Source organism: Spirillospora sp. NPDC047418 (assembly GCF_040643275.1).
Classification (GTDB): domain Bacteria; phylum Actinomycetota; class Actinomycetes; order Streptosporangiales; family Streptosporangiaceae; genus Spirillospora.
In genome coordinates this window covers 1-22,117 of sequence record NZ_JBEYTW010000097.1, presented here as the reverse complement: position 1 = coordinate 22,117, position 22,117 = coordinate 1, and the positions used below count along the sequence as shown (strand labels likewise).

The window sequence follows — 22,117 nt, the reverse complement described above, 5'->3', positions numbered from 1 at the left end:
ACTTCCTCATTTCTGCCGACCGGCTCGGGCCGCGGTGGCGGCGTGCTGGTGGGCGGGGGCATCCCCGTCCTCCTTCGGGTTGGGCTGCCCCTCCCCCGTAGTGATCAGGTTGCGCAGGCTGCCGCCGATGTAGCCGGCCCACGCGTTGGCGCACACGTCGTAGCACTCGTACTGCGGGACCAGGCCCACGTGGGTGAAGTGAATTTCGGCGCCGCCGCCGTTTTCCGTGATCTCGAAGACGACCTCGGTGTCCTTCCATTCGGCCTGGTCGTCGGTGAAGTTGAAGTAGTTGTCCAAGACCAGCCACGCGACCTTCCGGCCGGGCACCAGTTCCGTGACGCGGATCCTGCAACGGTGGACGTCCTTGAAGCGGTAGTCGAACTCGCCGCCGACCCGGTCGGCGACTCCCTCGACGCCTTGCGACCACCACCCGCGAACGTCGGTGATGGCTTCGAACGCCTCCTGGGGCGACCGGTCCACCGCGAAGGTGGTGGCAAAGCTCCGCTCTCGATCAACTTGCATCATGCAAGTCACCGTAGAGCAGTAGCTTTCATGACGCAAGTAGATGGCATAGACTGAGCCTCATGCTGGGGAAGACCTACGATTCGCAGGTGTGCTCGATCGCGCGCGCGCTGGAGGTGGTCGGCGAACGCTGGAGCCTTCTGATCGTCCGCGACGCCCTGTTCGCCGGGGCAACCCGCTACAGCGACTTCCAGCGCAGCCTCGGCGTCGCCACCAACATTCTCAAGGCCCGCCTCAACGGCTTCGTAGACGCCGGGATCATGCGGCGGAACAGGTACTCCGAGCGGCCCGAACTGTACGAGTACCTGCTGACCGACAAGGGCAGGGCACTCGCGCCCGCGCTGGTCGCGCTCACCGAGTGGGGCGACCAGTGGGCGACGGACGGCAAACCGCCGATCCTCTACGTCCACTCGGAATGCGGCACCGGAATCACCCAGCACACAGTGTGCGAGCACTGCGGCCGCGTGGACGACCCGACCAAAGTCCAGGCCACGATCGGGCCCGGCATGCCCCCCGAACGCATTCCGTAGAAGGTTCGGCTGCCGGCCCGTCTCGAGCATGGGGCCCACTGCGATCAGGCCTTGCCGTACCGCGCCCGCCAGAGCCGACCGGAGCGGCGCACGGACCCGCCGCATGGTCGCTGCCCCGACCGTCCGGCGGTGCGGCGGAAATCCGGCGGTTTCAGGAGCCTCGCATCCAGCTCGGATTTCGTCCGGTTGCTGCTCAAGGCGTCGTTCCGGGGCCTGGTCGCGGCGGCGCCAGCCGGACGCCCTGTCCCCTCGGCGAGGACGTGGACGTCGGCCCGGTGTCGTGGCTGCGGTTCTGGTGTCACGACCCGGCGGGGTCGAAGACCGAGTCCCAGCGCGGCTACACGATCAGCGAATGGGACGCGGGCGTCGGCCGGCTCTCCGTGGACTTCGTCCTGCACGACCCGCCCGGCCCCGCGACGGTGCTGGTGATCGGGTACGGGGTCCCGGAAGTTCATCTGGCGCCGGCCGCTTGAGGCCCGTCGAGGGACTCTCACGAGCCGGACGCCGACACCGCGAGGCAGTACTTGGCGAGGACGTCCGCGGGGCCGCTGGCCGGGACGTGGGTGGCGAACATCCACAGGAGTTCACCTGAGAACCGCTTGTGGTAGCGCTTGGGGCCCAGCCCGAAGAAGGACGAGCCAGGCTGGTACCAGGCTTTCTCGTGTAGCGCCGTATAGGTCAGGGACTGGCTGGAGACACTCATGACCAGTGCCCCGCCATCGGCCGTCTTGAGCGCGTAGACCGGTTGGGGCCGGGCCTTCCAGGACGTGCCGCCCACCCAGCTGTACCCGCCGTTGATCTTCCTGACGCTCTTGGCCCATTTCTTGCCGAGCGTCGAGGTGAGCGGCCCCGGGACGAACCCGGTGGGCTGCTCGCCGTGCACCGCGGCGGTCAGGTACTGCGAGAGCTTGCCGCCGACGCCGAGGGCGGCCCCCTCCGTCACGGCCGTCGCCGAGCCGTCGGCGTTGCGGGCGATCGCCGGGAACTTCTTGCCCTTCGCCAGCCACGCGGCGCTTGCCGTCTTGTAGACCCCGCCCCCAGTGTCCACGAACACACTCAACTCGGTGCCGCCGTCCTTGGGATCCACCGCCGTGACGGCGAACCACGCGGGGCCGGTCGTGTGCGGGATGAAGAACTGCGGGTCTCGGAGGGTGAACGCGGCGATCTTCTTCTCGTACTTTCCGCGGATGCTCTTGTTGCCGGCCAGGTCGGCCTCGAGCATCGGGCCGGACTCGATGGAGCGCAGCAGCTCGTCCGACACCTGCGCGTTCGCCTTGTTGTTGACCTTCTGGTAGTGGGCGAAGATGGTTCTCGCCCGCGCCTCGGTCACCGAGGCGGCCGTCGGCTGCGCGCTCGGTGCGGCTGGGTCCTTCCCCTCGTCCCCGCCGGCATCGCCGAAGCCGCACCCCGCGACGAGCGTTCCGAGGACGGCGATGCCCGTCACGATGTGCAGTCGAACTCTCGGCAGCGGCCCCGCGTCTGACACCTCTGGCTCCCGTCCTAGCCGGCCGCACGTTGTCAACGGCCTTTAGAAGCGACTGTCCGCGCACACGGACTGGCCGCAACCACGACCGCCCACACGGTGAGGTTCAACCATGGCTTCGACCGGAGCGACAACCCGCCGACCGAGTTCGACGGACTCCTCCTGACGGCACGCAAGACCGCCCCCGAAGAAGGCGACTCGACAGTCTTTTGGCGGGTCCGGGCGGCTTCTCTACAGCCTGGTTACGGATGAGATCTTGTGGAGACGTCCAGCAACCGGTTTGCTGCTTGGGCGAGAGGAATCGCTTCCTGTTCGATCCGGCGGAACGGGGTGGGGCCGACGGTTGCGATGGTGTCGTGGGCGGTCGCCTCGGCTTCGGTGAGGAACGGCAGGATCGCCGGGGACGGCTTGATGGGGGCGGCCGGCCTTGTCGTGATTCACCCCGTGCTGGGCGTAGCGGTGCAGGTCCGCGACGTCCATCAGGATCGAGGTGACCGGTTTCGGCGGCGCGCCGTCCGGTGCGGGCTCGGCCAGTGCGGCGCGGAACCGGTCGAGGATCGCGTATCCGTCCGCGTCGATGTCGCCCCAGTAGACGATGCGCTCCGCGGCTCGGAGCCAGGGGACGTTCGCGAGGAGGGCCGCGGCCGCTTTGCCGCCGCCCTCCACCACGATCGTGTCCCGCACCGATGGGAACCAGAGCCGGGAGGCGCGGTTCTCGACTACGAGAACGATCCGCGGCCGGTAACCGATGTCGTGCGTGTCACCTGTGGTCCATGCGTCATGTCTGCGGCGGCCCGAAGCGGCGTGAGCGGGGTCGACGTAGGTCAGATGAGCACTGCCAGCCCGGGCCGGACCTCGTCCCGGACGTCGCGTCCGGGGACGTCGCGCAGCAGCGCGCTATGGGTATCGAGCCACTTGGTGTGCATGCCGGGGACCGGGAGTTGCCGCGCGGTCCATGCGCCCGCGTCCGGGTTCCGACGCAACCACGCCACCGCGCTGAGCAGTACCTCGGCGTCGTCGGCTCCGAGCTGGCAGGCGGTCCGAACGGTGCCGGGGTGGTGACCGCTCCGGTGGACCACAGCGACGACGCGAGCGCACGAGCGCGACCGACGTCCACGGGCGGCGGTCCGGTTCCAGAGACCAGGGCGATGGCGGCGTCCAATCCCGCGATGAGCCTTACGGGGTAGTCGTCCGTCACGCCTTGGACGGACAGCGACCTGCGGACGATCAGCACCCCCGTGAAGTGCGACTCGGCGAACTCGCGCCACCGCACATTCCACTCATGCCAGGCGGCATGCCCGATCCGTGCCACCGCGCTACCGGTCGACACGCCGGGCCGGAGCGATATGGAGAACGTCACCGGATCTCCCACGCCGAGGTCGCCGCACACGGCCGCCGCCCAATTCTGATGGACTTTCGGCGCAGCGCCTCGACGCATCGCCCGGAGTGACCAGTCGGGGAGTCATGCGTCGGGAACCGCCACGATGGGGCTCACCCATGACCGCCCGTCTGCGTTCTTGAGGGTCAAGTATTCGGCGTCCACGTGGGGTTCGATCGCGCTGTGCTTGTCGTTGGGGGCGCTGATGACGAGTTGGAAGCCGAGCCCGCGCCAAGCACCGATGGCTCGGCCGGTGAAGTGCGCGTCCGCCTTGATCAGCGCCTCATCGAGGAAGACCGGGGCATAGCGGGGGCGTTCGGCGCCCGCGTTGCCCAGCTGGTAGCGCAGCGCGGCGCCGACGATGAACGCGACCAGTTCCTAGGACTCGCCGCCGGATTTCTCCCCGATGTGGTCGTAAACCGCCTCCAGCAGCGTCCGGACGCGCGACTCCGACACCCTGGTCCGTGCCCCGCCGACCCGGCCGGCCACCTCCAGCGCGCCGACGCCGTGCGCGGACAGCCGGTACACCTCGACGTCGTCGGAGACCTGCCGCACCAGCCAGCCCGCCTGCACCCACTGCCTGCACAGGTCACGGGCGTTCCCGGCCGGCAAGGGCTGGACGCCCTCGACGCCGTAGCCCGCCGCCCGCAACTGGTCGAGGGCGCCGGCGATCTCCGCATGGGCATCCGCGACCGCCACCGCCGGCCGTTCCGGCGTGAACATCATCGCCAGCACCGTCACCACGAACGGCGCGTAGGTCCGGTGGAGCAGATCGAGCATCGGGTTCTGGAACGCCCGAACCGCACCCTGATATGCGCCTTCCACACCTCGTGTTCCCATCGCCGACCAGGGTACGACCTGCGGCTCAACGCCGTCCGGCGGGGAACAGAACCTCGGTACCCGATGTCGAGCTCATCATCGGCGATATCCAAGCGAGCCGGAGCACGCCGACGACCGTGCGCAGGCCCGCCGGCCCGCCGGCCCCGGCGCCCGCGGGCCAGTTCAAAGGTTCGCCGTGAAGAAGCGTGTTGCCGCTGTCGATGCCCTGTCGAACTCGTCGTGGTAGGGGGAGTAATGATCGCCCGGGACGAGTTCCAAGAGCTTCGGCTGATGAGCGTTCTCGAATGCTTCGAGAGCGATCGCCGTCGGAGTGAGCGTGTCGTTCGCAGCGACGATCATGAGCAGGGGCGTCGGGCTGATGCGCTCGACGAAGGGGGTCACGTCGTATTCCAGGGCCCAGTCCAGTGAGCGGAGTGTGATCTCGTTGCTCCAGTCGGGTGAGCGGCCCGCGTTGGGGCTGTTGTTGAGGTACCAGTGGGTGCGGGCACCGGGTAGCGCGTGCGGCTGAGCCGGATCCTCGCTGGACACGGGGATGGTCACCGGCTCGGCGCCGGCGAACCGGGCTCGTCGCTCGGCGGCGAGTTGCTCCTGCAGCACCGGGAACGCATCGGCCGACAACAGGGCGGCGAAATTTCGGTGGCCGCTGATCATCGGTACCTGGGACACGACACAGCGAACGCGCCGGTCGGTCGCCGACACCTGGAGCACATGAGCACCGGCGAAACTCGTTCCCCACAGGCCGATGCGCGTGGCGTCGACCGCGGTCAGGGTCTCGGCGAAGGTGATCGCTGTACGCATGTCACGGACCTGGAGCAGGGGGTCGACATCGCGGCGGGGAAGGCCGTCACTCGAACCCCAGCAACGGTGATCGTAGAGCAGCACCGCGAATCCGGCGTCGCAGAATGCCTCGGCCACATGCTCGATGAGTTCCTTGACACCGGTGATTCCATGAGCCATGACGATCGTTGGGTGCGGTCCGGTGCCGGTTTCCGGTTCAAAGAACCAGCCGCGTAGCGCCGTTCCGTCATCAGCTCGGAATTCGATATCCGTTCGCATGGGATTCCTCTCTTGGGCACTGCCCTGATCACACGAGCAGGTGCCCGCCATCGATGTGCAAAGTCGTTCCAGTGACATAGCCGTTGGTCATCAAGAAGAGCGCGGCGTGAGCAATTTCTGCCGGCTTCCCGATACGCCCGACGAGCAACTTCTCAGCAAAGTGCTGGACGATGCTGTTCCGTTGGTCGCCCAGTACCTCGTCGAGCAGGGTCGTGTCCACCAGGCCCGGGCACAGCGTATTGACGCGAATGGGCGCCAGTTCGACCGCCAGCGCGCGGCCGAAGGCCTCGATCGCGCCCACGGAGGCGGCCCCCACCGCCTCGCCGGGAAGCCCCCTCCAGGCGGCCACCCCGGACATCAAGGTAATCGACCCGCCCGCCGTCATCCGCGGCGCAGCATGCTTTGCCGCGAAGAACGAGCCCCAGACGCGGGTGTCGAAGTTGCACTGGACATCGGCCTTCTCAACCTCGAGAGCCGGCCCGATGCCGACCTCGGCCGCCGTGATCACGAGGTGATCGATGCGGCCGACCGCGGCGAACAACCCCTTCACCTGATTCTCGTCCCGCATGTCACAGGGCACTGCACGGCTGCCAGGAAGATCCGCTGCAGTCTGCGCGAGCCGCTCCCGGCTACGGCTGGCTATCGTGACCTCCGCACCGGCGGCCAGGGCCGATCGCGCGGTCGCCAAGCCGATGCCCGAACTGCCACCGAGGACCACGACACTACAACCCGCAAGTCCCATCTCTCCTCCTTTGATTGCGCTTCTACTAGGACACCCGCCTGGTCCGCCCCCGCCAGAACCGCTCACGGATTTCCCGCTTCAATATTTTTCCTACGGGACTGACCGGCAGCTCAGGCCATATCTCGACAAATTTAGGCGTCTTGATCGGCCCGAGCTCGCGGCGGCATCGCGCCCGTACATCCTCGGGATCGACGTCCATCCCCAAGTGCGGCTGGATGATCGCGGTAACCGCCTCGCCCCATTTCTCGTCGGGAATGCCGATCACGGCGCACTCGGCGACACCGGGGTGCCCGTGGATGACCTGTTCTATCTCCGCCGGGAACACGTTGAACCCGCCGCTGATGATCATGTCGCGCTTGCGGTCGCTGAGGTACACGAAGCCGTCCGCATCGCAGTACCCCACGTCGCCGGTGTGGTACCAGCCGAACCGCATCGCCTCGTCGGTCGCTGCCGCGTTCTCGTGATAACCGGCCATGACGACCGAGCCTCGCAGGACGATCTCACCTGTGGCGCCGACCGGGAGCAGTGCGCCGGAGTCGTCCATGACTGCCACGCGAGTGGCGATGGTGGGCCGTCCGGCACTCCACAGCCGCTGCTCGAACCGCGGATCCGAGGCCGCGAGAACATGGTCCTCGACCGTGAGGTGACTGCAGACGATCGGCGCTTCGGTAAGACCGTAGAGCTGGGTCATCACCGGCCCGAATACGTCGAGGGCCTGCCTCAGCCTCTCGACCGACATCGGGGCGCCGCCATAGATGAGGTAGCGCAAGGACGAGACGTCGGCCTGACGCCGCCGTTGCTCGTCGATGAGCGCGTAAACGAGAGTGGGCGGCAGGAACAACTGCGTCACCCGGTAGCGTTCGATCGCGTCGAGAATCTCCGCCGGGTCGGCGGCGCTCACGACCACCTCGGCGCCCAGCGGCAGGAGCGGGAACGTCATCATTCCCGCACCGTGCGTCATCGGCGCCGCGACGAGGTTGACGGGCTGCTCGGCGGCAGGGTTCGGGAGGCAGGCGTTGAATGTCGTCGCGATCGTCTCGAAGCAGCGCTCGGTCAGCACGACTGCCTTGGGCAGGCCCGTGGTGCCCCCCGTGCCGGGCAAGGCCACCACCGCGCTCGGGTCCTCCGCCAGGTCCGCGGCCCGGGAACCCGCCGGCGCCATCCATCGCTCAAAGGAGGCCGAGGCCGCGCCGCCGAAGACCACGACCTCCAGTCCGCCCGCGAGTCCGGCGACCGTTTCCGCGTGGTCCGCGATCGAGACATGGGCGAAGACCAGATCGCAGCCGGTGATCTGAAGAAGATGGGCGTGCTCGGCCACCCCGCCCCGAGCGTTCACGGGCACCCATGCCGCGCCGGCCCGCATGGTGCCCAGCACCGCGGCGAAGGCGATCGGATCGTTCGGGCTCAGTACGGCGACCGCCGAACCATGGCCGGTGCCGCGCTGCTTCAGCGCCACCGCGATCCGATGTGTCAACTCCGTCATCGCGGTATAGGTGACGGTATCGGCTCCGAGCCGCATGCACACCGAGTCGCCGAAGAGGCCGGCCCCGCGGTCGAAGAAGTCGATCGGTCGCATCAACGCTCCAGAATTGTGATCGCTGCGACGGCTTCTTCGACCCCGATGAAGCCGCCGCCATTCTCAATCAGGCCGATGCGCGCGCCCTCGACTTGCCGTGGGCCCGCCTCGTGCCGCAGCTGCGTGACGATCTCGTGAATCTGCCCGAGTCCGGTGGCTCCGATCGGGTGGCCCTTGCATTCCAGACCTCCCGAGGTGTTGACCGGGATCCGGCCGCCGAGTGACGTGGCGCCGCTGCGCGTCAACGCCGCCCCCTCGCCGAAGGCGCACAGCCCGAGATTCTCGATCTGCCATATCTCGGCGAAGGAGGTGGCGTCGTGCACCTCGGCCACATCGACGTCCTCCGGGCCCGCCCCCGCGATCTCGTAGGCACGACGAGCCGCTCGTGCCACCAGATGGTCCTTGTACTCCTCGACCGTCCGATCGATACCGGTTCCGAGCACCGATGCGGCGACGCGAACGGCACGGTCGCGTGCGAACCGATCGAGCGTGTCCCCACGACAGACCAGGGCGGCTGCCGCACCATCGGTCAGCGGCGCGCACATCGGGACCGTCAGAGGCCACGCCACGGTCCGGGCCGCCAGGACGTCCGCGGCCGTCATCGGCGTCCGGTACTGGGCCAGCGGGTTGGCCACCGCATGGGTGTGGTTCTTTTCAGCCACGGCGGCGAGATCTTCCGGCGTGGTGCCGAAGCGTTGCATGTGGTCCCTGACGAGCGCTGCGTAGACGTCCATGAAGATGCTCTTGCTGGCACCGCCCCGATGCTCGGCAGGGACCCTGACACCCGCTCCGAGATCTCTGAGAGCATTCATCGTGGACCCGGCCTCGGCGACGTCCCAGCCACCCGCGAAGATCTCAAAGCTCCGCGCGCGGTCGGGGTCGGACATCTTCTCGACGCCGACGGCGAGTGCCACGTCCGCCATACCCGACGCCACGGCGGCCACCGCCGAGTTGAGGGCCGTCGAACCGCCGGCACAGGCATTCTCGACGTTCGTCACCGGAACCGACGTCACCCCCGCGGCCCGGAGCGCGACTTGCCCGCGCACCGCGTGCTGACCCTCCATGACGCCCTGCCCGCTGTTGGCGAAGAACACGGCCTCCACGGCGTCCGGTCCGATGCCCGCGTCGACGCAGACGCGATCCACCGCCTCCGTAGTGAGTCCCTTCACCGTCGTGGTGGGGTCGTAGCGAAACGGGGTCATCCCCACGCCGACCACATGGACATCGGACGGGCTCACCGGGACCGTCCATGCCGGTGCAGAACCCTCATGGCACCTCACAGCGCAGTTTCGTGTACCAGTCGGTCTATGGAATCCCCGAACCGGACCCCCTGTCAAGGTCGGGGCAGCATTTTGTGGACCAAGTGGTACATGAAACCTTACAGTGGACGCGCCGGGTTCAGGGAGCGCGCCCGATGCACGCGAAGGAGCAGGTCACATGACCGTCGAGGAACGCCTCGAGATCTACCGGCGGATGCGGCGCATCCGCGAATTCGAGCATCGCACCTCCGATCTCTACAAGGCGAAGGAGATACCGGGGTTCGTGCACCTGTCGATCGGCCAGGAGGCATCGGCGGTCGGAGCGTGCTGGCACCTGCACCCGGACGATGTCGTGACATCGAACCACCGCGGCCATGGGCACTGCCTTGCCAAGGGTCTGCAGCCCGACGCGATGATGGCCGAGTTGATGGGCAAGGACACGGGAACCTGCCGCGGCCGCGGAGGCTCCATGCACATCGCCGATCCCGGTCGCGGAATTTTCGGAGCGAACGGCATCGTCGGCGCCGGACTGCCGATAGCCGTCGGCGCGGCGACGGCTGCCCGACTGAGGGGGAGCGATACGGTCACCGTCTCCTTCTTCGGCGACGGCGCCGTCGCCCAAGGGATGTTCCACGAAGCGGTCAATCTGGCAGCCGTGTGGCGGCTCCCAGTCGTGTTCTTCTGCGAGAACAACCATTACGCGGAGTTCTCCGCCACCACCGACCAGCACCCGGCGACGCTCGCACAGCGCGCGATCGGCTATGGGCTCCCGTACCACCGCGTCGACGGGAACGACGCCGAGCAGGTCGCCGAGGCGATCGGCGAGGTCCTCGCCGATATTCGCTCCGACTGCGGCCCCGTGATCGTCGAAGCCGAGACCTACCGCTGGCACGGCCACTACGAGGGGGACCCGGAGCGGTACCGCACACCCGAGGAACTCGCGTCATGGCAGGCACGGGACCCGCTGACCATCACCGCCGAGCGGCTCCTGAGGGACGGTGTCACCGCCGCGGCGTTCGAGGACATCGACCGAGAGATCCGACAGGAGATCGATGCCGCCGTCGAACGCGCCCGAGCCGCACCACCGCCCGCCCCGCACGCCCTCTTCGACTTCGTCACCGCACCACGAGACGAGATCCCCGAGCCACTCGCCCCGACGGGGCCGCAGTTCAAGACGATGACCGCGGTCCAGGAGGCCATCGAGCACGAGATGGCGACCGACCCGACCGTGTTCATGGCCGGTATCGACGTAGTCGCGGGCAACGTGTTCGGGCTGTTCCGTGGTCTGGCCGAGCGGTATCCGGGGCGCGTACTGGACACACCGATCTCGGAGTCCGCGATCATCGGCACGGCGGTCGGCGCCGCGATGGCAGGTCTGCGTCCGATCGTGGAGATCATGTATATGGACTTCATCGGCGTCTGCCTCGACGGCCTGATGAACCAGGCCGCCAAGCTGCGGTTCATGACGGGCGGACGCACCGGCATGCCCCTCGTGGTCCGCACCCAGTTCGGCGCCGGCCGCTCGTCCGGCAGCCAGCATTCCCAGAGCCTCGAGGCGCTGCCGGCCCACATCCCCGGGCTCACCGTGGTGATGCCGTCCAACCCCGCCGACGCCTACGGGCTGATGCGCGCCGCGATCCAGGACTCCAACCCGGTGGTGTTCGTCGAGAACCGGCTGCAGTACGGGATGAAGGGACCGCGCCCGGAGCCCGGCCATCTGGTACCGCTGGGCAAGGCCAAGGTCGTACGGCGCGGCTCGGACGTCACCGTCGTCAGCTGGTCGCGGATGCTGTCCAGTTCACTGTCGGCCGCCGCCCGTCTTTCCGCGGAGGGCATCGAGGCGGACGTCATCGACCTGCGCACGATCTCCCCACTGGATCGCCCGACGATCCTGGAGTCCCTGGCCCGGACCCATCGCATGGTGATCGCGCACGAGGCCGTCCAGGACTTCGGTGTCGGAGCGGAGATCGCCGCGCTCGCGGCCAACGAAGGATTCTGGTACCTCGACGCGCCCGTGGCACGGGTCGCGCCGCCGGCGATGCCCGCACCGTACGCACCCGCGCTCGAACGGCTCTGGCTACCGGACGACGACGCGATCGTCGACACCGTCCGGAGAGTGGTCCGCTCATGAGCATGGAACCGATGAGGGCTCCGCACTGGACCGAACAGCCTTCGGCGCCCCCCGCCGAGGTCCGAGGGCCGTTCCTCACACCCGCGGTACGCACGCTCCTGCGCGCGGCCGGAGTCGCGGCGTTCACCGCGGTGAGCGCACGCGTCGTGGTCGACGCGACCATTGACCCGCGGCTCAGGATCGCCGTTGCCGCCGCGGCGGCCGCACGGGCGATGCGGGAGCAACGCCCGGCTCCGATTGGAGCGCTACTGAGACGCCCGCTACCCGATCACCGGGAGCAGACGTCCGTCATCGAGGACATCCTCGTCCTGAACACCGAAACAATCGCCCGCCGGCTGGACGCGTCCGCCCTCGCGGAGGCGCCTTGCGGCGGCGGTCCCGCATCGGTCGCGCTCGAGGTTCTCGACCTGGGCTTGCTGGGGCTGACCGGTTTCGCGTCGGCACCTCGGGCGACGACGGTCGTTCTGGGACAGCCGCAGTCGAGCGTGGTTCCCGTACGTGACTCGCTGGGCGCGACGGCGCTCGGTGTCGCCGACGTCATCGATCTCACCGTGCACAGCACGAACGTGGGAGGTCTGCACGCCGGCGCGCAGATCGTCCGAGCCGTGGCGCGGGCGCTCACCCTGGAGGAGGCACGATGAGGGTGCGCGGAAGCCGTGCCGACACGCCCGGCGGACGGTGCCAACTAGACTCGGGCGGCGGCTCAAGGGCTGTGCCGCCCTCGTCAGGATGGGGTGGACGTTCGATGCCACGACCTCGCGGTCACGGACCGAACTTCGAAGGGCGCCGGCAGGAGATCATCGACCACGCCGCACGCCTGTTCGCCAAGCGCGGATACGCGGCGACCGGGGTCTCCACCATCTGCCGCGAGGTCAAACTCGGCAAGGGCGCGCTGTATTACTACATCGGCTCCAAGGAGAAACTGCTCGTCGAGATCCAGAACCGCGTGCTCGCGCCAGTCCTGGCCGAGACGGAGCGCATCGACGAACTCGACGTCTCAGCAATGGTGCGACTCCGACTGGTTTCCCAGCACCTGCTCACCGTCATCTTTGATCGCCTCGATCACATCTGGGTCTACGAGCACGATTACCGGCACCTCTCGAAGCCCAACCGCAGACGGGTCCTGGACCAGCGGCACGAGTTCGAGCACCTGGTCCGGTCGATGCTGGAGCAGGCGATGGACGCCGGAGAGATCGAGCGGGCTGACGGCACGCTCGCGATGCTGCAGTTCCTCAATCTGCACAACCACACGTTCCAGTGGGCACGCCCCGGCCAGCGTTGGACACCCGCCACCCTCTCCCCGACCTACTTTCGCACCCTGATGCTCGGCTTCGGCGCCGAGCCGGCCACGGTTCGACGCGCGGAAGACGAAGCCCTGCTCCTGCTGGACGACAACGCACCCGCCTGACGGGTCGCTGGATCATGGACATGACCGGCATCGGGGTTTCCTGCCCAATTTCATGTACCGATGAGTACATAAAATCTAGGAGAGGATGCCATGCGAGCTCTTCGATGGCACGCCGGCGGGGACATGCGGCTCGACGACGTGCCCGTGCCCGAGTTGACGCGGCCCGACGACGTCGTGATCGCGGTCGAGGCCTGCGGCATCTGCGGTACCGACGTCCACGAATTCACCCGCGGGCCGCAAATGATCCGCAAGACCCCCCACCCCCTCACCGGAGCACGGCCTCCGATCACGCTGGGCCACGAGTTCAGCGGACGTGTTGTGTCGGTCGGGCCGGCGGTCGACGACCTCGCCCCCGGACGGCTGGTCACGGTGGACCCCTGCCTGCGATGCAGGACCTGCCCTTCCTGCCTGCGCGGCGACTATCACATCTGTACGCGCGGAGGCTCTATCGGACTCGCCGGCGACGGCGGCTTCGCCGACCAGGTGGTCGTGCCCCGGGTGAACGTGCTCCCCGTGCCGGACGGCGTCCCGGCATTGTGGGCGGCGGTCGCCGAGCCGCTGGCCGTCGGCCTCCACGCCGCACGCAGGGCTCGGATCGGGGCGGGCGACGCGGTACTCATCACCGGCGGCGGACCTATCGGCATCGCCGCACTTCTCGGGGCCATCAGCCTGGGCGCCGCCACCATCTACGTCAGTGAACCGTCGCCTGCGCGCGCGCAACGGGCGCGCGAACTCGGCGCGACCGAAGCGTTCGATCCCCGAACGACGGACGTCCGGCGGGAGGTCTTCCTCCGCTCCGGGCGGAGCGGTCCCGACGCCGCGATCGAGGCGACCGGTCGGCCGGAGGCGTTCGAACTCGCCCTGACGTCGGTTCGACGCGGTGGGAGCGTGAGCGTGGTCGGCATCGGCGACGGCCAACTGACCGTGAAGCTCAGCCAACTCGTCCTCTACGAGCGGGAGATCGCGGGCGCGCTCGGATACCACCACGACATCGAACGGGTACTCCGGCTGATGGCCGGCGGCCGGCTCGACCCCACACCGTTCACCACCGGCATCCGGCCGCTCACGGAGGCGATCCCCACCTTCCATGAGCTGAGCGCCGGGCCCATCGATGGCCTCAAGATCCTTCTCGCCCCGAAGGGCTGACCTGTGGACTTCTCACTCGACCAGACGACGCTCGACCTCCGCGACCTCTGCCGCTCCTTCGCGGCCAAGGAGATCGCTCCGTACGCGGCCGACTGGACGGACCAGCATCGGTTTCCGAGCGAGGTCTTCACGAAGATGGGACGGCTCGGGCTGATGGGCCTGCTCGTACCCGAGGAGTACGGAGGGGCGGACGCCGGTTTCGTCGCCTATGTGACTGCCATGCGGGAGATCGGCGGCGCTGACCAGTCCGTGGCCTCCAGCTGGAACGCGCACTCCACGATCGCCTCACTGCCCTTGGTCCGATTCGGTACGCCCCAGCAGAAGGAACGGTGGCTGCGACCGCTGGCCGAAGGCAGCCACATCGGCGCCTTCGGCCTGACCGAGCCCCAGGCGGGCTCCGACGCCGCCGCGATCCGAACCCGGGCACGTCAGGACGCCGGCGGTTGGGTCATCAACGGCACGAAGATGTTCATCACCAACGCCGGCACGGACAGAAGCCTCGGCGTGACCATCCTCGCGGTCACCGGCGACGAGGGAGAGGAGAAGCGTTTCGGGGTGTTCTTCATCCCGAAGGGCACCGATGGGCTCACCCTCGGGGCGCCGCTCCGCAAGCTGGGGTGGAACGCGTGCGACACCAGGGAGCTGGTCTTCCGGGACTGCTGGATCCCCGCCGACCACCTGATCGGCGAGGAGGGCTCCGGGTTGCGCCAGGTCCTACAGGTACTCGACCCCGGGCGGATCAGTGTCGCGGCACTCAGCCTGTCGCTCGCCGATGCGGCGCTCAAACTGGCGGTACGCCACAGCAGGGAGCGTCGGCAGTTCGGTCGCCCGATCCACGAGTTCCAGGCGATCGGCCACAAGATCGCCGATATCGCGACCGAGGTCGAGACGGCACGGTGGCTCGTCTACCGGGCCGCCTGGCTGGCCGACACCGGACGGCCGTTCACCCGGGCCGCCGCGATGGCGAAGCTGCATGCCTCCGAAGTGGCCAACCGGGCCGCCGGCGCCAGCCTGCAGATCCACGGCGGCTACGGCTACATCCGAGAGTCGGAGATCGCACGGTTCTACTCCGATGCCAAGATCCTCGAGATCGGCGAGGGCACCAACGAGATCCAGCGCACCATCATCGCGCGTTCGATCATCGGGGCCGTGTGACCCGCCCGCAATCCGCCCTGTGTACGACCCGATAACGAAGGGACCCCCAGTGGAGGACATTCTCATCATCGGTGGCGGCTTCGCCGGTGTGTGGAGCGCCGCAGCCGCCGCCCGGATGCGCGCCGGCAACGACGCGGACCTATCGATCACCCTCGTCGCACCCGGCGACGATCTGGTGATCCGCCCGCGACTGTACGAGCCCGACCCGCACCTGATGCGGGTGCCGCTCGACCGGGTCCTCGGCCCGATCGGCGTGCACCGCGTGGCCGCCACCGTGTCCACGATCGACACCGCGCACCGGGCCGTGACCACGGTCGACGCGAGCGGCCGCCGCACCGAGTCGCGGTACCGCCGACTGATTCTCGCCGCCGGAAGCCGACTGCGCCCTGCCGATCTGCCGGGCGCCGAGCACCTGCACTCTGTGGACACCATGGAGGCCGCCATCGCCCTCGACGAGCATCTGCGCGCGTGCCCTCCGGGGCCGGGCCGCTGGACCGTTGTGGTCGTCGGCGCCGGCTTCACCGGGCTGGAGGTCGCGACGGAGATGGTCGGCAGGCTGGCCGAGATGAGCGACCGGGCGGACCGGCCACGGGTCGTACTGGTCGAACGGGCCAACACGGTGGGTCCAGACCTCGGCCCTAATCCTCGGCCGGCCATCGCCGAGGCGCTGGACCGGCTGGGTGTCGAGGTGCGGCTCGGGCAGAGCATCGCCACGGTCGAACCCGGAACGGTACGGTTCACCGACGGCACGCAGGTGGCGGCCGGGACCGTCGTGTGGACGGCCGGCGTCCAGGCCGGCCCGCTGACCGCGCAGATCCCGGGGCGGCGCGACCGGCTGGAACGGCTGCGGGTGGACGAGCACCTCCGCGTCCCCGAGGCGCCTGAGGTGTTCGCGGCCGGGGACACCGCCGCGGCCGACGCCGAGCCGGGCCACCTGGTGTTGCAGTCGTGCCAACACGCCATCCCGCTGGGCAAGTACGCCGGCCACAACACCGCCGCTGATCTGCTCGGCCTGCCCCTCGCCGCGTTCAGCCCGGCTCCGTACGCGACCTGCGTCGATCTCGGCGCTGCCGGTGCGGTGCTGACCAGCGGCTGGGATCGCGTGATCCGGAGCACCGGCGAGGAGGCCAAGGCCCGCAAGACCGCCACGAACCAGCAGCGGATCTACCCCCCGCTCGACGACGCTGAGGAGATCCTGCGCGTCGCCGACTTCCGGGTCGGCGTCCGTCCCGCCGGCGCCCGGATTTGACGCCCAGACGCTAAGGATCCCTGCCGCATGCGCACAGTGGGGGATCTCCACGAAGATGTCGCGGGACCCCGCCTCTCAGCGATGGAGCCGGTACCACCGGAAGGCGGCGCCGCGGAGCGGTCCGCCGCCGGAGATCGGAGAGTCGGTCGTGCCCACCAGCGACCAGGGCTCGGGGAAGATCCGGCTGACGCCGTCCTCGTCAAGTCCCTTCGGGCCCAGGCCGGTGCGGGGCATGACGGCATGGATGACTAGAGCCGCGCCCTCGCGGGTGTGACTCGTGACGAAGTCGGCGAAGCGCCGTTGCCGGGGATGGCTCAAGCCGTGCAGGCAACCGATGTCGAGCACCAGGTCGAACATGCCGTGCACGGTCTGCTCGAGGCGGGTGACGTCGGCCTTGACGAAACTCGTGCGGCCTTCCACGCCGGCGGCGGCGGCGCGCGCCCGAGCCACGCGCAGGGGCCTGCCGACACCGTCAACCCCGGTCACCGTCCAGCCGCTCCGGGCCAGCTTCACAGCGTGCCGGCCGGCACCGCAACCGGCGTCCAGCGCCCGCCCGGGAGCGCGTTCGGCCAGCAGGGATGGGAGCGGCCCCTCGTCGGTGATCCGCTCCCACGGTGTGAGTCCGATCCGATAGAGCACCGGGTAAGGGCTGGGCACGAGAGCCTCCTGTAGCAGTAGGTCTGTCTTCATTGCAGTATCCCTGCAATGAAGACACTGCTACTGTGTCCAGCGTGGGCGAGAGTGTCAAGGGTCGGACCGCGCCCGCCGGCAGGGGGCGCAGTGGTTACCGGCAGGAACAGGCACAGGCGACGCGCGACCGGATCGCCGCGGCCGCGCGCCGCCTGTTCGCCGTTGACGGCTACCGGATGACGACCATGACCGCGATCGCGCGGGAGGCGGGCGTGGCCGACCGCACGGTGTACTCCGCGTTCGGCGCCAAGCGCGAGATCCTGTCGGCCATCTGCGAGAAGTGGCTCGAGGATGCCCGCGCGCAAGAGGTCGTGGGCGAGGCCGTCGCGGCATCCGACGCGGCCGAGACGGTCCGGCTCGCAGCGCGCTTCCTCCGTTCGCTCTTCGAAACCGGATACGACGTGATGCAGCTCTTCGACGCGGCCATGGCCGAGGATCCGGAGACGCGGGCACTGTTGCGCGCCAAACTCGACGGCCGCAACCAGGCAATGAACGCCATCGTCGCCTCACTCGGCACCCACCTGGTCATGCCGCTCCCCGCCGCGCAGGCGGTCTACCGCGCGCTCGCCGCGGTCGGCGTCTACCAGGAACTGGCCGTCGAGTCCGGGTGGAGCACCGACCAGTACGAGCGCTGGCTCACCGACCAGCTGACCCGTCAACTCCTGGGCCGCTGAGAGACCCGGCCCGGTTTCAAGCGCCGTTCATCTTGCCGGGTGGCAGGCCGGACCGGGTCCAGGATGTGATCGACGGACGAGTACGGCGATCTTGGTCATCGGGGCCGCGGGGCGTCAATAGGATCCTTCGATGATCACCAGACGATGGTTCGCGGGCGGCGGTCTGCTCGGTCTGCTGGCCGCCCTGACGTTCTTCGGCGCGCCCCCCGGTGCCGCCGATGACGGCGGTGCCGGTGGTCCTGCGGAGCCTCCCAAGGTCGAGCTGGTGCTCGACGTCAGCGGTTCGATGCGCGCCCGCGACATCGACGGGCGCAGCCGGATGGCGGCCGCTCAGCAGGCGTTGAACGAAGTGGTGGACGCCCTGCCCGCCGAGACGCAACTGGGCATCCGGGTGCTCGGGTCGCAGTACCGGTTCCCCGGCAGTCCCAAGGCCGTCGGCTGCCGGGACACCCGGCAGCTCTTCCCGGTCGGTCCGATGGACAAGGTGCAGGCAAAGGCTGCGATCGCGACGCTGCGCCCCACCGGCTGGACGCCGATCGGGCTGGCGCTCCGCGCGGCGGCCCGCGACCTCGGCACCGGGGAGACGACGCGGCGGATCGTCCTCATCACCGACGGCGAGGACACCTGCTCACCACCCGACCCCTGCGAGGTGGCCCGCAAGCTGGCCGCCCAGGGGACGCACCTGGTCGTGGACACCCTCGGGCTCACCCTGGACGCCAAGGTCCGCCGTCAGCTCACCTGCATCGCCGACGCGACCGGCGGCACCTACACGGCCGTCCAGCATCAGAAGGAGCTGACCGGCCGGCTCAACCAGCTCGTCCAGCGGGCCGGCGCGACCTACCGGCAGACCCCGCGGCAGGTGGCCGGGGGCGCGCAGTGCGCCGATGCGCCGCTGCTGACGCCCGGCGTGTACACCGACCGGGAGCGGTTCAGCGAGCACCGCTGGTACCGGGTGCGGGTGGCGCCCGGGCAGGAACTGCGCGCCTCCATCAGCCTCTCGCTCGACCGGAGGCTGAACCCCGACCACGGCGTGCTGCTGCGCGCGGTGTCGACGGACGGTCAGGAACTCGTCCGCGGCACCGACGCGGGCAGTGGCCGCACCGACGTGAGGTCGACCGGCCTGCGCTGGGCGGAACGGCAGGTCAAGGCGGACGCGTCGCCCACGTCCGGCAGTGGGTCTGACCTGCGGCCGGTCTGCCTGGTCGTCAGCAACTCCTTCTCCTCCCCCGCCTACGTGCGGACGGCGCCCGGCATGCCGCTGGAGCTGACCGTCGACCTGGTGCCGTCCTCGGACGCGCCGGGCGGGCCCGACCTGGGCCGCGGCTGGCTGCTGCTGGTCGTGCTCACCGGGACCGGCCTGGTCGCCGGTCTCGTCATGGGATGGCTCGCCCGCTGGCGGGTCGCCACCTTTAAGGAGAACTGACCGTGCGCGCCGCCCCCCTGCTCATCCTGCCGACCGCCATGCTGGCGGCCGCGGTACCGCCGCTGTCCGCCGGACCGGCCGCCGCGGACGAGCCGTCCCCACCCCCGACGGTCGGCACCGCCGGGACGTCCTTCCTCACAGCGACCACCGTGGAGCCGGGGCAGCCGGTCCGGGTGTCCGCTTCGACCGGCGACCATCTGTACTGGTCGTTCGCCCTCGCCGCCGGGCAGACCAGCCAGGTCAGCGTGACCGTCGCACTGCCGCCGACGGGGGACCGCCACGGCGCCGCGACGTACACGGCCGACGTCTTCGACGGGCTGCGCCGCCGCCAGGCGTGCACGGCCGGTCCGCAGAACGCGACGGCCGCCGCCGACGCCGCGCGGGTCGACCTCCGCTGCACGTTGCGGCGGGTCCGCGCGTGGGCCGAGCCGTGGTCCGACGACCCGCTGCCGGGCACCTACTACCTGCGGCTGTCGGCGAGTGCCCTGCCCGAACAGGACCTCGGCCTGCCCATCCGGGCGGACGTGCAGATCACCGCCAAGGACGGCGACGCACAGCCGACCGGCGCGAAGCTGAAGGCGCCGCTGTCCCCATCCGTCAACCCGGGGGCCACTCTGGCCCCGGACGCGGCGGCGCCCGCGGCGCAGTCCGGGTCGCCGTCCGCGGCCAGTTCGGCACCGAAACCGGCCGAGCTGGTCAAGGGCCGGTTCTCCTGGCCCTCCGGCCGGTGGTGGTGGACGATCGGCGGCGGAGTCCTCGCCGCCGCGGCGGCCGTGGCGGGATACAGCCTGACCCGCCGTCCCCACCGATGGTTCTCCGCCCCTCGCTGAACCGGACCGCGGCCGGGCACCGCAGGCAGTCCCCGACCGCCGCGCTGCGGCGCGTCCGGCCGGGATCACGATGCCGGAAGTCGAAGTGGTCGTCTGTCCCCGGTTCCCAGGCGTTGTGGGGTCCGCGTTGGCCCAAAGGTGCTGCGTGCCGGGACTTGCGGACCGGCGGGGACTGTAAGGACGGCCGGCACGTTGGGGGCGGGCTGGTGGCCGGCGGCAGCCATTTCAAGGGCCGCCTGCGCCGCGGCGTGGCCGGTGTCGGCCGGGACGGTGAGCAGGTCGATGCGGCGCCCGTCGGCGTAGATCGCGATGAGCAGGCCGGACGGGATGCCGTCGAACCAGCTGAGCCGGACCTCCCGGGTGTCGTCCGGGCCCTCGACCAGCAGCCGGCGCGGGTGGTCGTCCCAATCGCCCGTCCGGAGCAGGACGTGCATGATCGGCAGGTGGCCGTCAGGTCGGCCGTGGGCTCGCAGGGCCAGTAGCATCCCGGGCAGTTCGGTGACCGGGTTGGTCGAGCGTGGCCACCAGCCGCCGTCAAGCAGCGCGCGGCCGCGGACCGGACCGGGTCGGTCGGCCGGGTCGCGGGGCCGCAGTGCCAGCCGGGGCGCCGAATGCGGCGTCAGGCCGATGACAGTTCCTGGCTTGTCAGTGGTTCGCATGATCCTTCCTCTCATTCCGCACGGGACAGCTAAAGTGCAGAAATATCACCTTTTTGGGATATCTTTAATACTTGCCCAGACTTCCGATGCCAGAAAATATACAAGGAGTAATATTCGGGTATATATTCGACATAGTTCGACTACGGCGACTCCGATCGCTGCCAGAGCATTTCCAGGCCCAGTGTGATGGCGCACAGCACTCCGACCGATCCGAGAGGCCCATTCGAAGAGTTGGGCATGCCACGGTCTCGACGCCTCCGAATTCCTCGAACGCACATCGATGCTGAAGAAGATCAGCAGAACGACGAGGAAGCAGGTCAGGCTCACCATGTCGGATAACGGCGTCTGGTGATGTGGCCAGTCCCACAGCGCCACGGAAGGCGCAATGGTCCTCAGTCGGGAAGCGTGTGCGCCGACCGAGGGCTGCGAGCCTCAGACGTGCAGGTATGGCCTGTGGTGGGTGGGTACGCGTGGATGGATGGAGGTAGGCGGAGGGTGTGATGGAAGACACCGGTGGGCGCGGGATGGGATGGCTGGCGCTGGAGGCGTTCGATCCGGCACCGATCGCGGTCGCCCTGACGATCGGGCCTGAGCACCGCCTTGTCTACAGCAACCTCGCCCTCCGGACGTTCATCGTGGACCGTCCGCTCGGGGAACCCGCCGGGGACGCGTTCGGTGACCGCTTCCAACGCGACTACGGTGCCCTGTTCGACACTGTGCTGGCCACCGGGGAGCCGGTCAACGTGGTCGAGACGCCGGTGAACCCGGGGGCCGCCGATGGTCAGGAGCGGGTGTTCTCCTTCAACCTGTCGCGGTTCACCCACGAGCGCCCCGGCGTGCTGGTGATCGCGGTCGACGTCACCGAGCAGGTCGCCGCGACCCGGCGGGCGGACCGGTCGGCCGAACAGGAGCGGCGCTGGCGCCGCCGGTTCGAGAGCCTGGTGTGGCTGGCCGCGCAAGTCGTGTGGGTGGCGGATCCGGCGGGCCGGGTGATCGACTCCAGTGGTATCTGGGAGCGGGTGACGGGCCAGCGCCGGGTGGACTACACCGGCCAGGGCTGGTCGGACGCGCTGCATCCCGACGACCGCCCGGCGGTGCTGCGGTCGTGGAAGAGGGCGGTCCGGCAGGCCCGCCCCTGGCACCACACCTACCGGGTCCGTACGCAGGACGGCCAGTACCGGCACTTCGAGCTCCATGCCGCGCCGGTGAAGGAGAACGGCGCCGTGGTGGAGTGGATCGGCACCGCCACCGACGTGGAGCGGCAGTGGCAGGAGCGGCAGCGCAGGGAACTGCTCGACCGCGCCGCGGCGGCGGCCGCGGCGCGGACCGAGCCGACCGAGATATTCGCCGCGCTCGCCGACGTCCT

The 22,117-nt window shown here is 69.3% G+C and carries 24 protein-coding genes; 12 read left to right on the top strand and 12 right to left on the bottom strand.

Features of this window, described 5'->3' with window-relative positions; all coding sequences use genetic code 11:
* Positions 1–6: 6 nt before the first annotated feature.
* A complete protein-coding gene (locus ABZ806_RS37260) occupies positions 7–525 on the bottom strand; it encodes an SRPBCC family protein (RefSeq protein WP_500222969.1) in 519 nt (172 codons plus the stop codon).
* 59 nt (positions 526–584) lie between these two features.
* Between ABZ806_RS37260 and ABZ806_RS37255 the strand changes: the two genes are divergently transcribed.
* Both ABZ806_RS37255 and ABZ806_RS37250 read left to right on the top strand, forming a co-directional pair.
* Positions 585–1,052: a winged helix-turn-helix transcriptional regulator gene (locus ABZ806_RS37255; RefSeq protein WP_500222967.1), complete on the top strand. Its 468-nt coding sequence runs from the start codon at positions 585–587 to the stop codon at positions 1,050–1,052.
* A gap of 260 nt (positions 1,053–1,312) precedes the next feature.
* Positions 1,313–1,525, top strand: a complete 213-nt coding sequence (locus tag ABZ806_RS37250; protein ID WP_500222965.1) for a siderophore-interacting protein — start codon at positions 1,313–1,315, stop codon at positions 1,523–1,525.
* A gap of 17 nt (positions 1,526–1,542) precedes the next feature.
* Here the strand turns inward: ABZ806_RS37250 and ABZ806_RS37245 are convergent, their stop codons facing one another.
* The 9 genes from ABZ806_RS37245 to ABZ806_RS37205 form a co-directional block, all read right to left on the bottom strand.
* Positions 1,543–2,496 (bottom strand): DUF8094 domain-containing protein, encoded by a 954-nt coding sequence (locus ABZ806_RS37245; protein WP_500222963.1) that lies wholly within the window; start codon positions 2,494–2,496, stop codon positions 1,543–1,545.
* A 270-nt stretch (positions 2,497–2,766) separates the two neighbouring features.
* Positions 2,767–3,363, bottom strand: coding sequence for a Wadjet anti-phage system protein JetD domain-containing protein (locus ABZ806_RS37240; protein WP_500223001.1), 597 nt, complete (start codon positions 3,361–3,363; stop codon positions 2,767–2,769).
* Positions 3,360–3,614: a DUF3322 domain-containing protein gene (locus ABZ806_RS37235; RefSeq protein ID WP_500222961.1), complete on the bottom strand. Its 255-nt coding sequence runs from the start codon at positions 3,612–3,614 to the stop codon at positions 3,360–3,362. The genes ABZ806_RS37240 and ABZ806_RS37235 overlap by 4 nt, the downstream gene beginning before the upstream one ends.
* A 383-nt stretch (positions 3,615–3,997) precedes the next feature.
* Entirely contained in the window at positions 3,998–4,276 is a 279-nt protein-coding gene (locus ABZ806_RS37230) for an SbcC/MukB-like Walker B domain-containing protein (RefSeq protein WP_500222999.1), read from the bottom strand.
* A gap of 15 nt (positions 4,277–4,291) precedes the next feature.
* Entirely contained in the window at positions 4,292–4,753 is a 462-nt protein-coding gene (locus ABZ806_RS37225) for a DUF3375 family protein (RefSeq protein WP_500222960.1), read from the bottom strand.
* 162 nt (positions 4,754–4,915) lie between these two features.
* Complete coding sequence (locus ABZ806_RS37220; protein ID WP_500222958.1) at positions 4,916–5,809, bottom strand: alpha/beta hydrolase; 894 nt, start codon at positions 5,807–5,809, stop codon at positions 4,916–4,918.
* Positions 5,810–5,837: 28 nt separating this feature from the next.
* The gene (locus ABZ806_RS37215; protein WP_500222956.1) at positions 5,838–6,551 is read right to left on the bottom strand and encodes an SDR family oxidoreductase; all 714 of its coding nucleotides are present in this window, start codon (positions 6,549–6,551) and stop codon (positions 5,838–5,840) included.
* Positions 6,552–6,576: 25 nt separating this feature from the next.
* On the bottom strand, positions 6,577–8,127 hold the full coding sequence (locus ABZ806_RS37210) for an AMP-binding protein (protein ID WP_500222953.1): 1,551 nt from the start codon (positions 8,125–8,127) through the stop codon (positions 6,577–6,579).
* A complete protein-coding gene (locus tag ABZ806_RS37205; protein ID WP_500222952.1) occupies positions 8,127–9,365 on the bottom strand; it encodes a thiolase family protein in 1,239 nt (412 codons plus the stop codon). Before ABZ806_RS37205 ends, ABZ806_RS37210 begins: the two co-directional genes overlap by 1 nt.
* A 199-nt stretch (positions 9,366–9,564) precedes the next feature.
* Here ABZ806_RS37205 and ABZ806_RS37200 point away from each other — a divergent pair, with 199 nt between their 5' ends.
* The 6 genes from ABZ806_RS37200 (at position 9,565) to ABZ806_RS37175 (ending at position 16,475) form a co-directional block, all read left to right on the top strand.
* Complete coding sequence (locus ABZ806_RS37200; RefSeq protein WP_500222950.1) at positions 9,565–11,517, top strand: alpha-ketoacid dehydrogenase subunit alpha/beta; 1,953 nt, start codon at positions 9,565–9,567, stop codon at positions 11,515–11,517.
* On the top strand, positions 11,514–12,158 hold the full coding sequence (locus ABZ806_RS37195) for a hypothetical protein (protein ID WP_500222948.1): 645 nt from the start codon (positions 11,514–11,516) through the stop codon (positions 12,156–12,158). The genes ABZ806_RS37200 and ABZ806_RS37195 overlap by 4 nt, the downstream gene beginning before the upstream one ends.
* Before the next feature lie 104 nt (positions 12,159–12,262).
* Positions 12,263–12,925, top strand: a complete 663-nt coding sequence (locus ABZ806_RS37190; RefSeq protein ID WP_500222946.1) for a TetR/AcrR family transcriptional regulator — start codon at positions 12,263–12,265, stop codon at positions 12,923–12,925.
* A 90-nt stretch (positions 12,926–13,015) separates the two neighbouring features.
* A complete protein-coding gene (locus ABZ806_RS37185) occupies positions 13,016–14,071 on the top strand; it encodes an alcohol dehydrogenase catalytic domain-containing protein (protein WP_500222944.1) in 1,056 nt (351 codons plus the stop codon).
* 3 nt (positions 14,072–14,074) lie between these two features.
* On the top strand, positions 14,075–15,226 hold the full coding sequence (locus ABZ806_RS37180) for an acyl-CoA dehydrogenase family protein (protein WP_500222942.1): 1,152 nt from the start codon (positions 14,075–14,077) through the stop codon (positions 15,224–15,226).
* 49 nt (positions 15,227–15,275) lie between these two features.
* Positions 15,276–16,475 carry an NAD(P)/FAD-dependent oxidoreductase gene (locus ABZ806_RS37175; RefSeq protein ID WP_500222940.1) on the top strand — a complete coding sequence of 400 codons (1,200 nt, stop codon included), beginning with the start codon at positions 15,276–15,278 and terminating at the stop codon, positions 16,473–16,475.
* A 75-nt stretch (positions 16,476–16,550) separates the two neighbouring features.
* Here ABZ806_RS37175 and ABZ806_RS37170 read toward each other — a convergent pair whose 3' ends face one another.
* Complete coding sequence (locus tag ABZ806_RS37170) at positions 16,551–17,165, bottom strand: class I SAM-dependent methyltransferase (protein ID WP_500222938.1); 615 nt, start codon at positions 17,163–17,165, stop codon at positions 16,551–16,553.
* Between the two features lie 41 nt (positions 17,166–17,206).
* Between ABZ806_RS37170 and ABZ806_RS37165 the strand changes: the two genes are divergently transcribed.
* From ABZ806_RS37165 to ABZ806_RS37155, 3 genes are all read left to right on the top strand, one after another.
* Positions 17,207–17,839, top strand: a complete 633-nt coding sequence (locus ABZ806_RS37165) for a TetR/AcrR family transcriptional regulator (RefSeq protein WP_500222936.1) — start codon at positions 17,207–17,209, stop codon at positions 17,837–17,839.
* Positions 17,840–17,969: 130 nt separating this feature from the next.
* Positions 17,970–19,262, top strand: a complete 1,293-nt coding sequence (locus tag ABZ806_RS37160) for a VWA domain-containing protein (protein ID WP_500222934.1) — start codon at positions 17,970–17,972, stop codon at positions 19,260–19,262.
* 2 nt (positions 19,263–19,264) lie between these two features.
* On the top strand, positions 19,265–20,092 hold the full coding sequence (locus ABZ806_RS37155) for a hypothetical protein (protein ID WP_500222932.1): 828 nt from the start codon (positions 19,265–19,267) through the stop codon (positions 20,090–20,092).
* Positions 20,093–20,157: 65 nt separating this feature from the next.
* Here ABZ806_RS37155 and ABZ806_RS37150 read toward each other — a convergent pair whose 3' ends face one another.
* The gene (locus ABZ806_RS37150; RefSeq protein WP_500222930.1) at positions 20,158–20,751 is read right to left on the bottom strand and encodes a DUF5994 family protein; all 594 of its coding nucleotides are present in this window, start codon (positions 20,749–20,751) and stop codon (positions 20,158–20,160) included.
* A 500-nt stretch (positions 20,752–21,251) separates the two neighbouring features.
* On the opposite strand from ABZ806_RS37150, the gene ABZ806_RS37145 reads away from it, so the two are divergent.
* A partial coding sequence (locus ABZ806_RS37145) for a PAS domain-containing protein (protein WP_500222928.1) occupies positions 21,252–22,117 on the top strand: 866 nt, incomplete at its 3' end.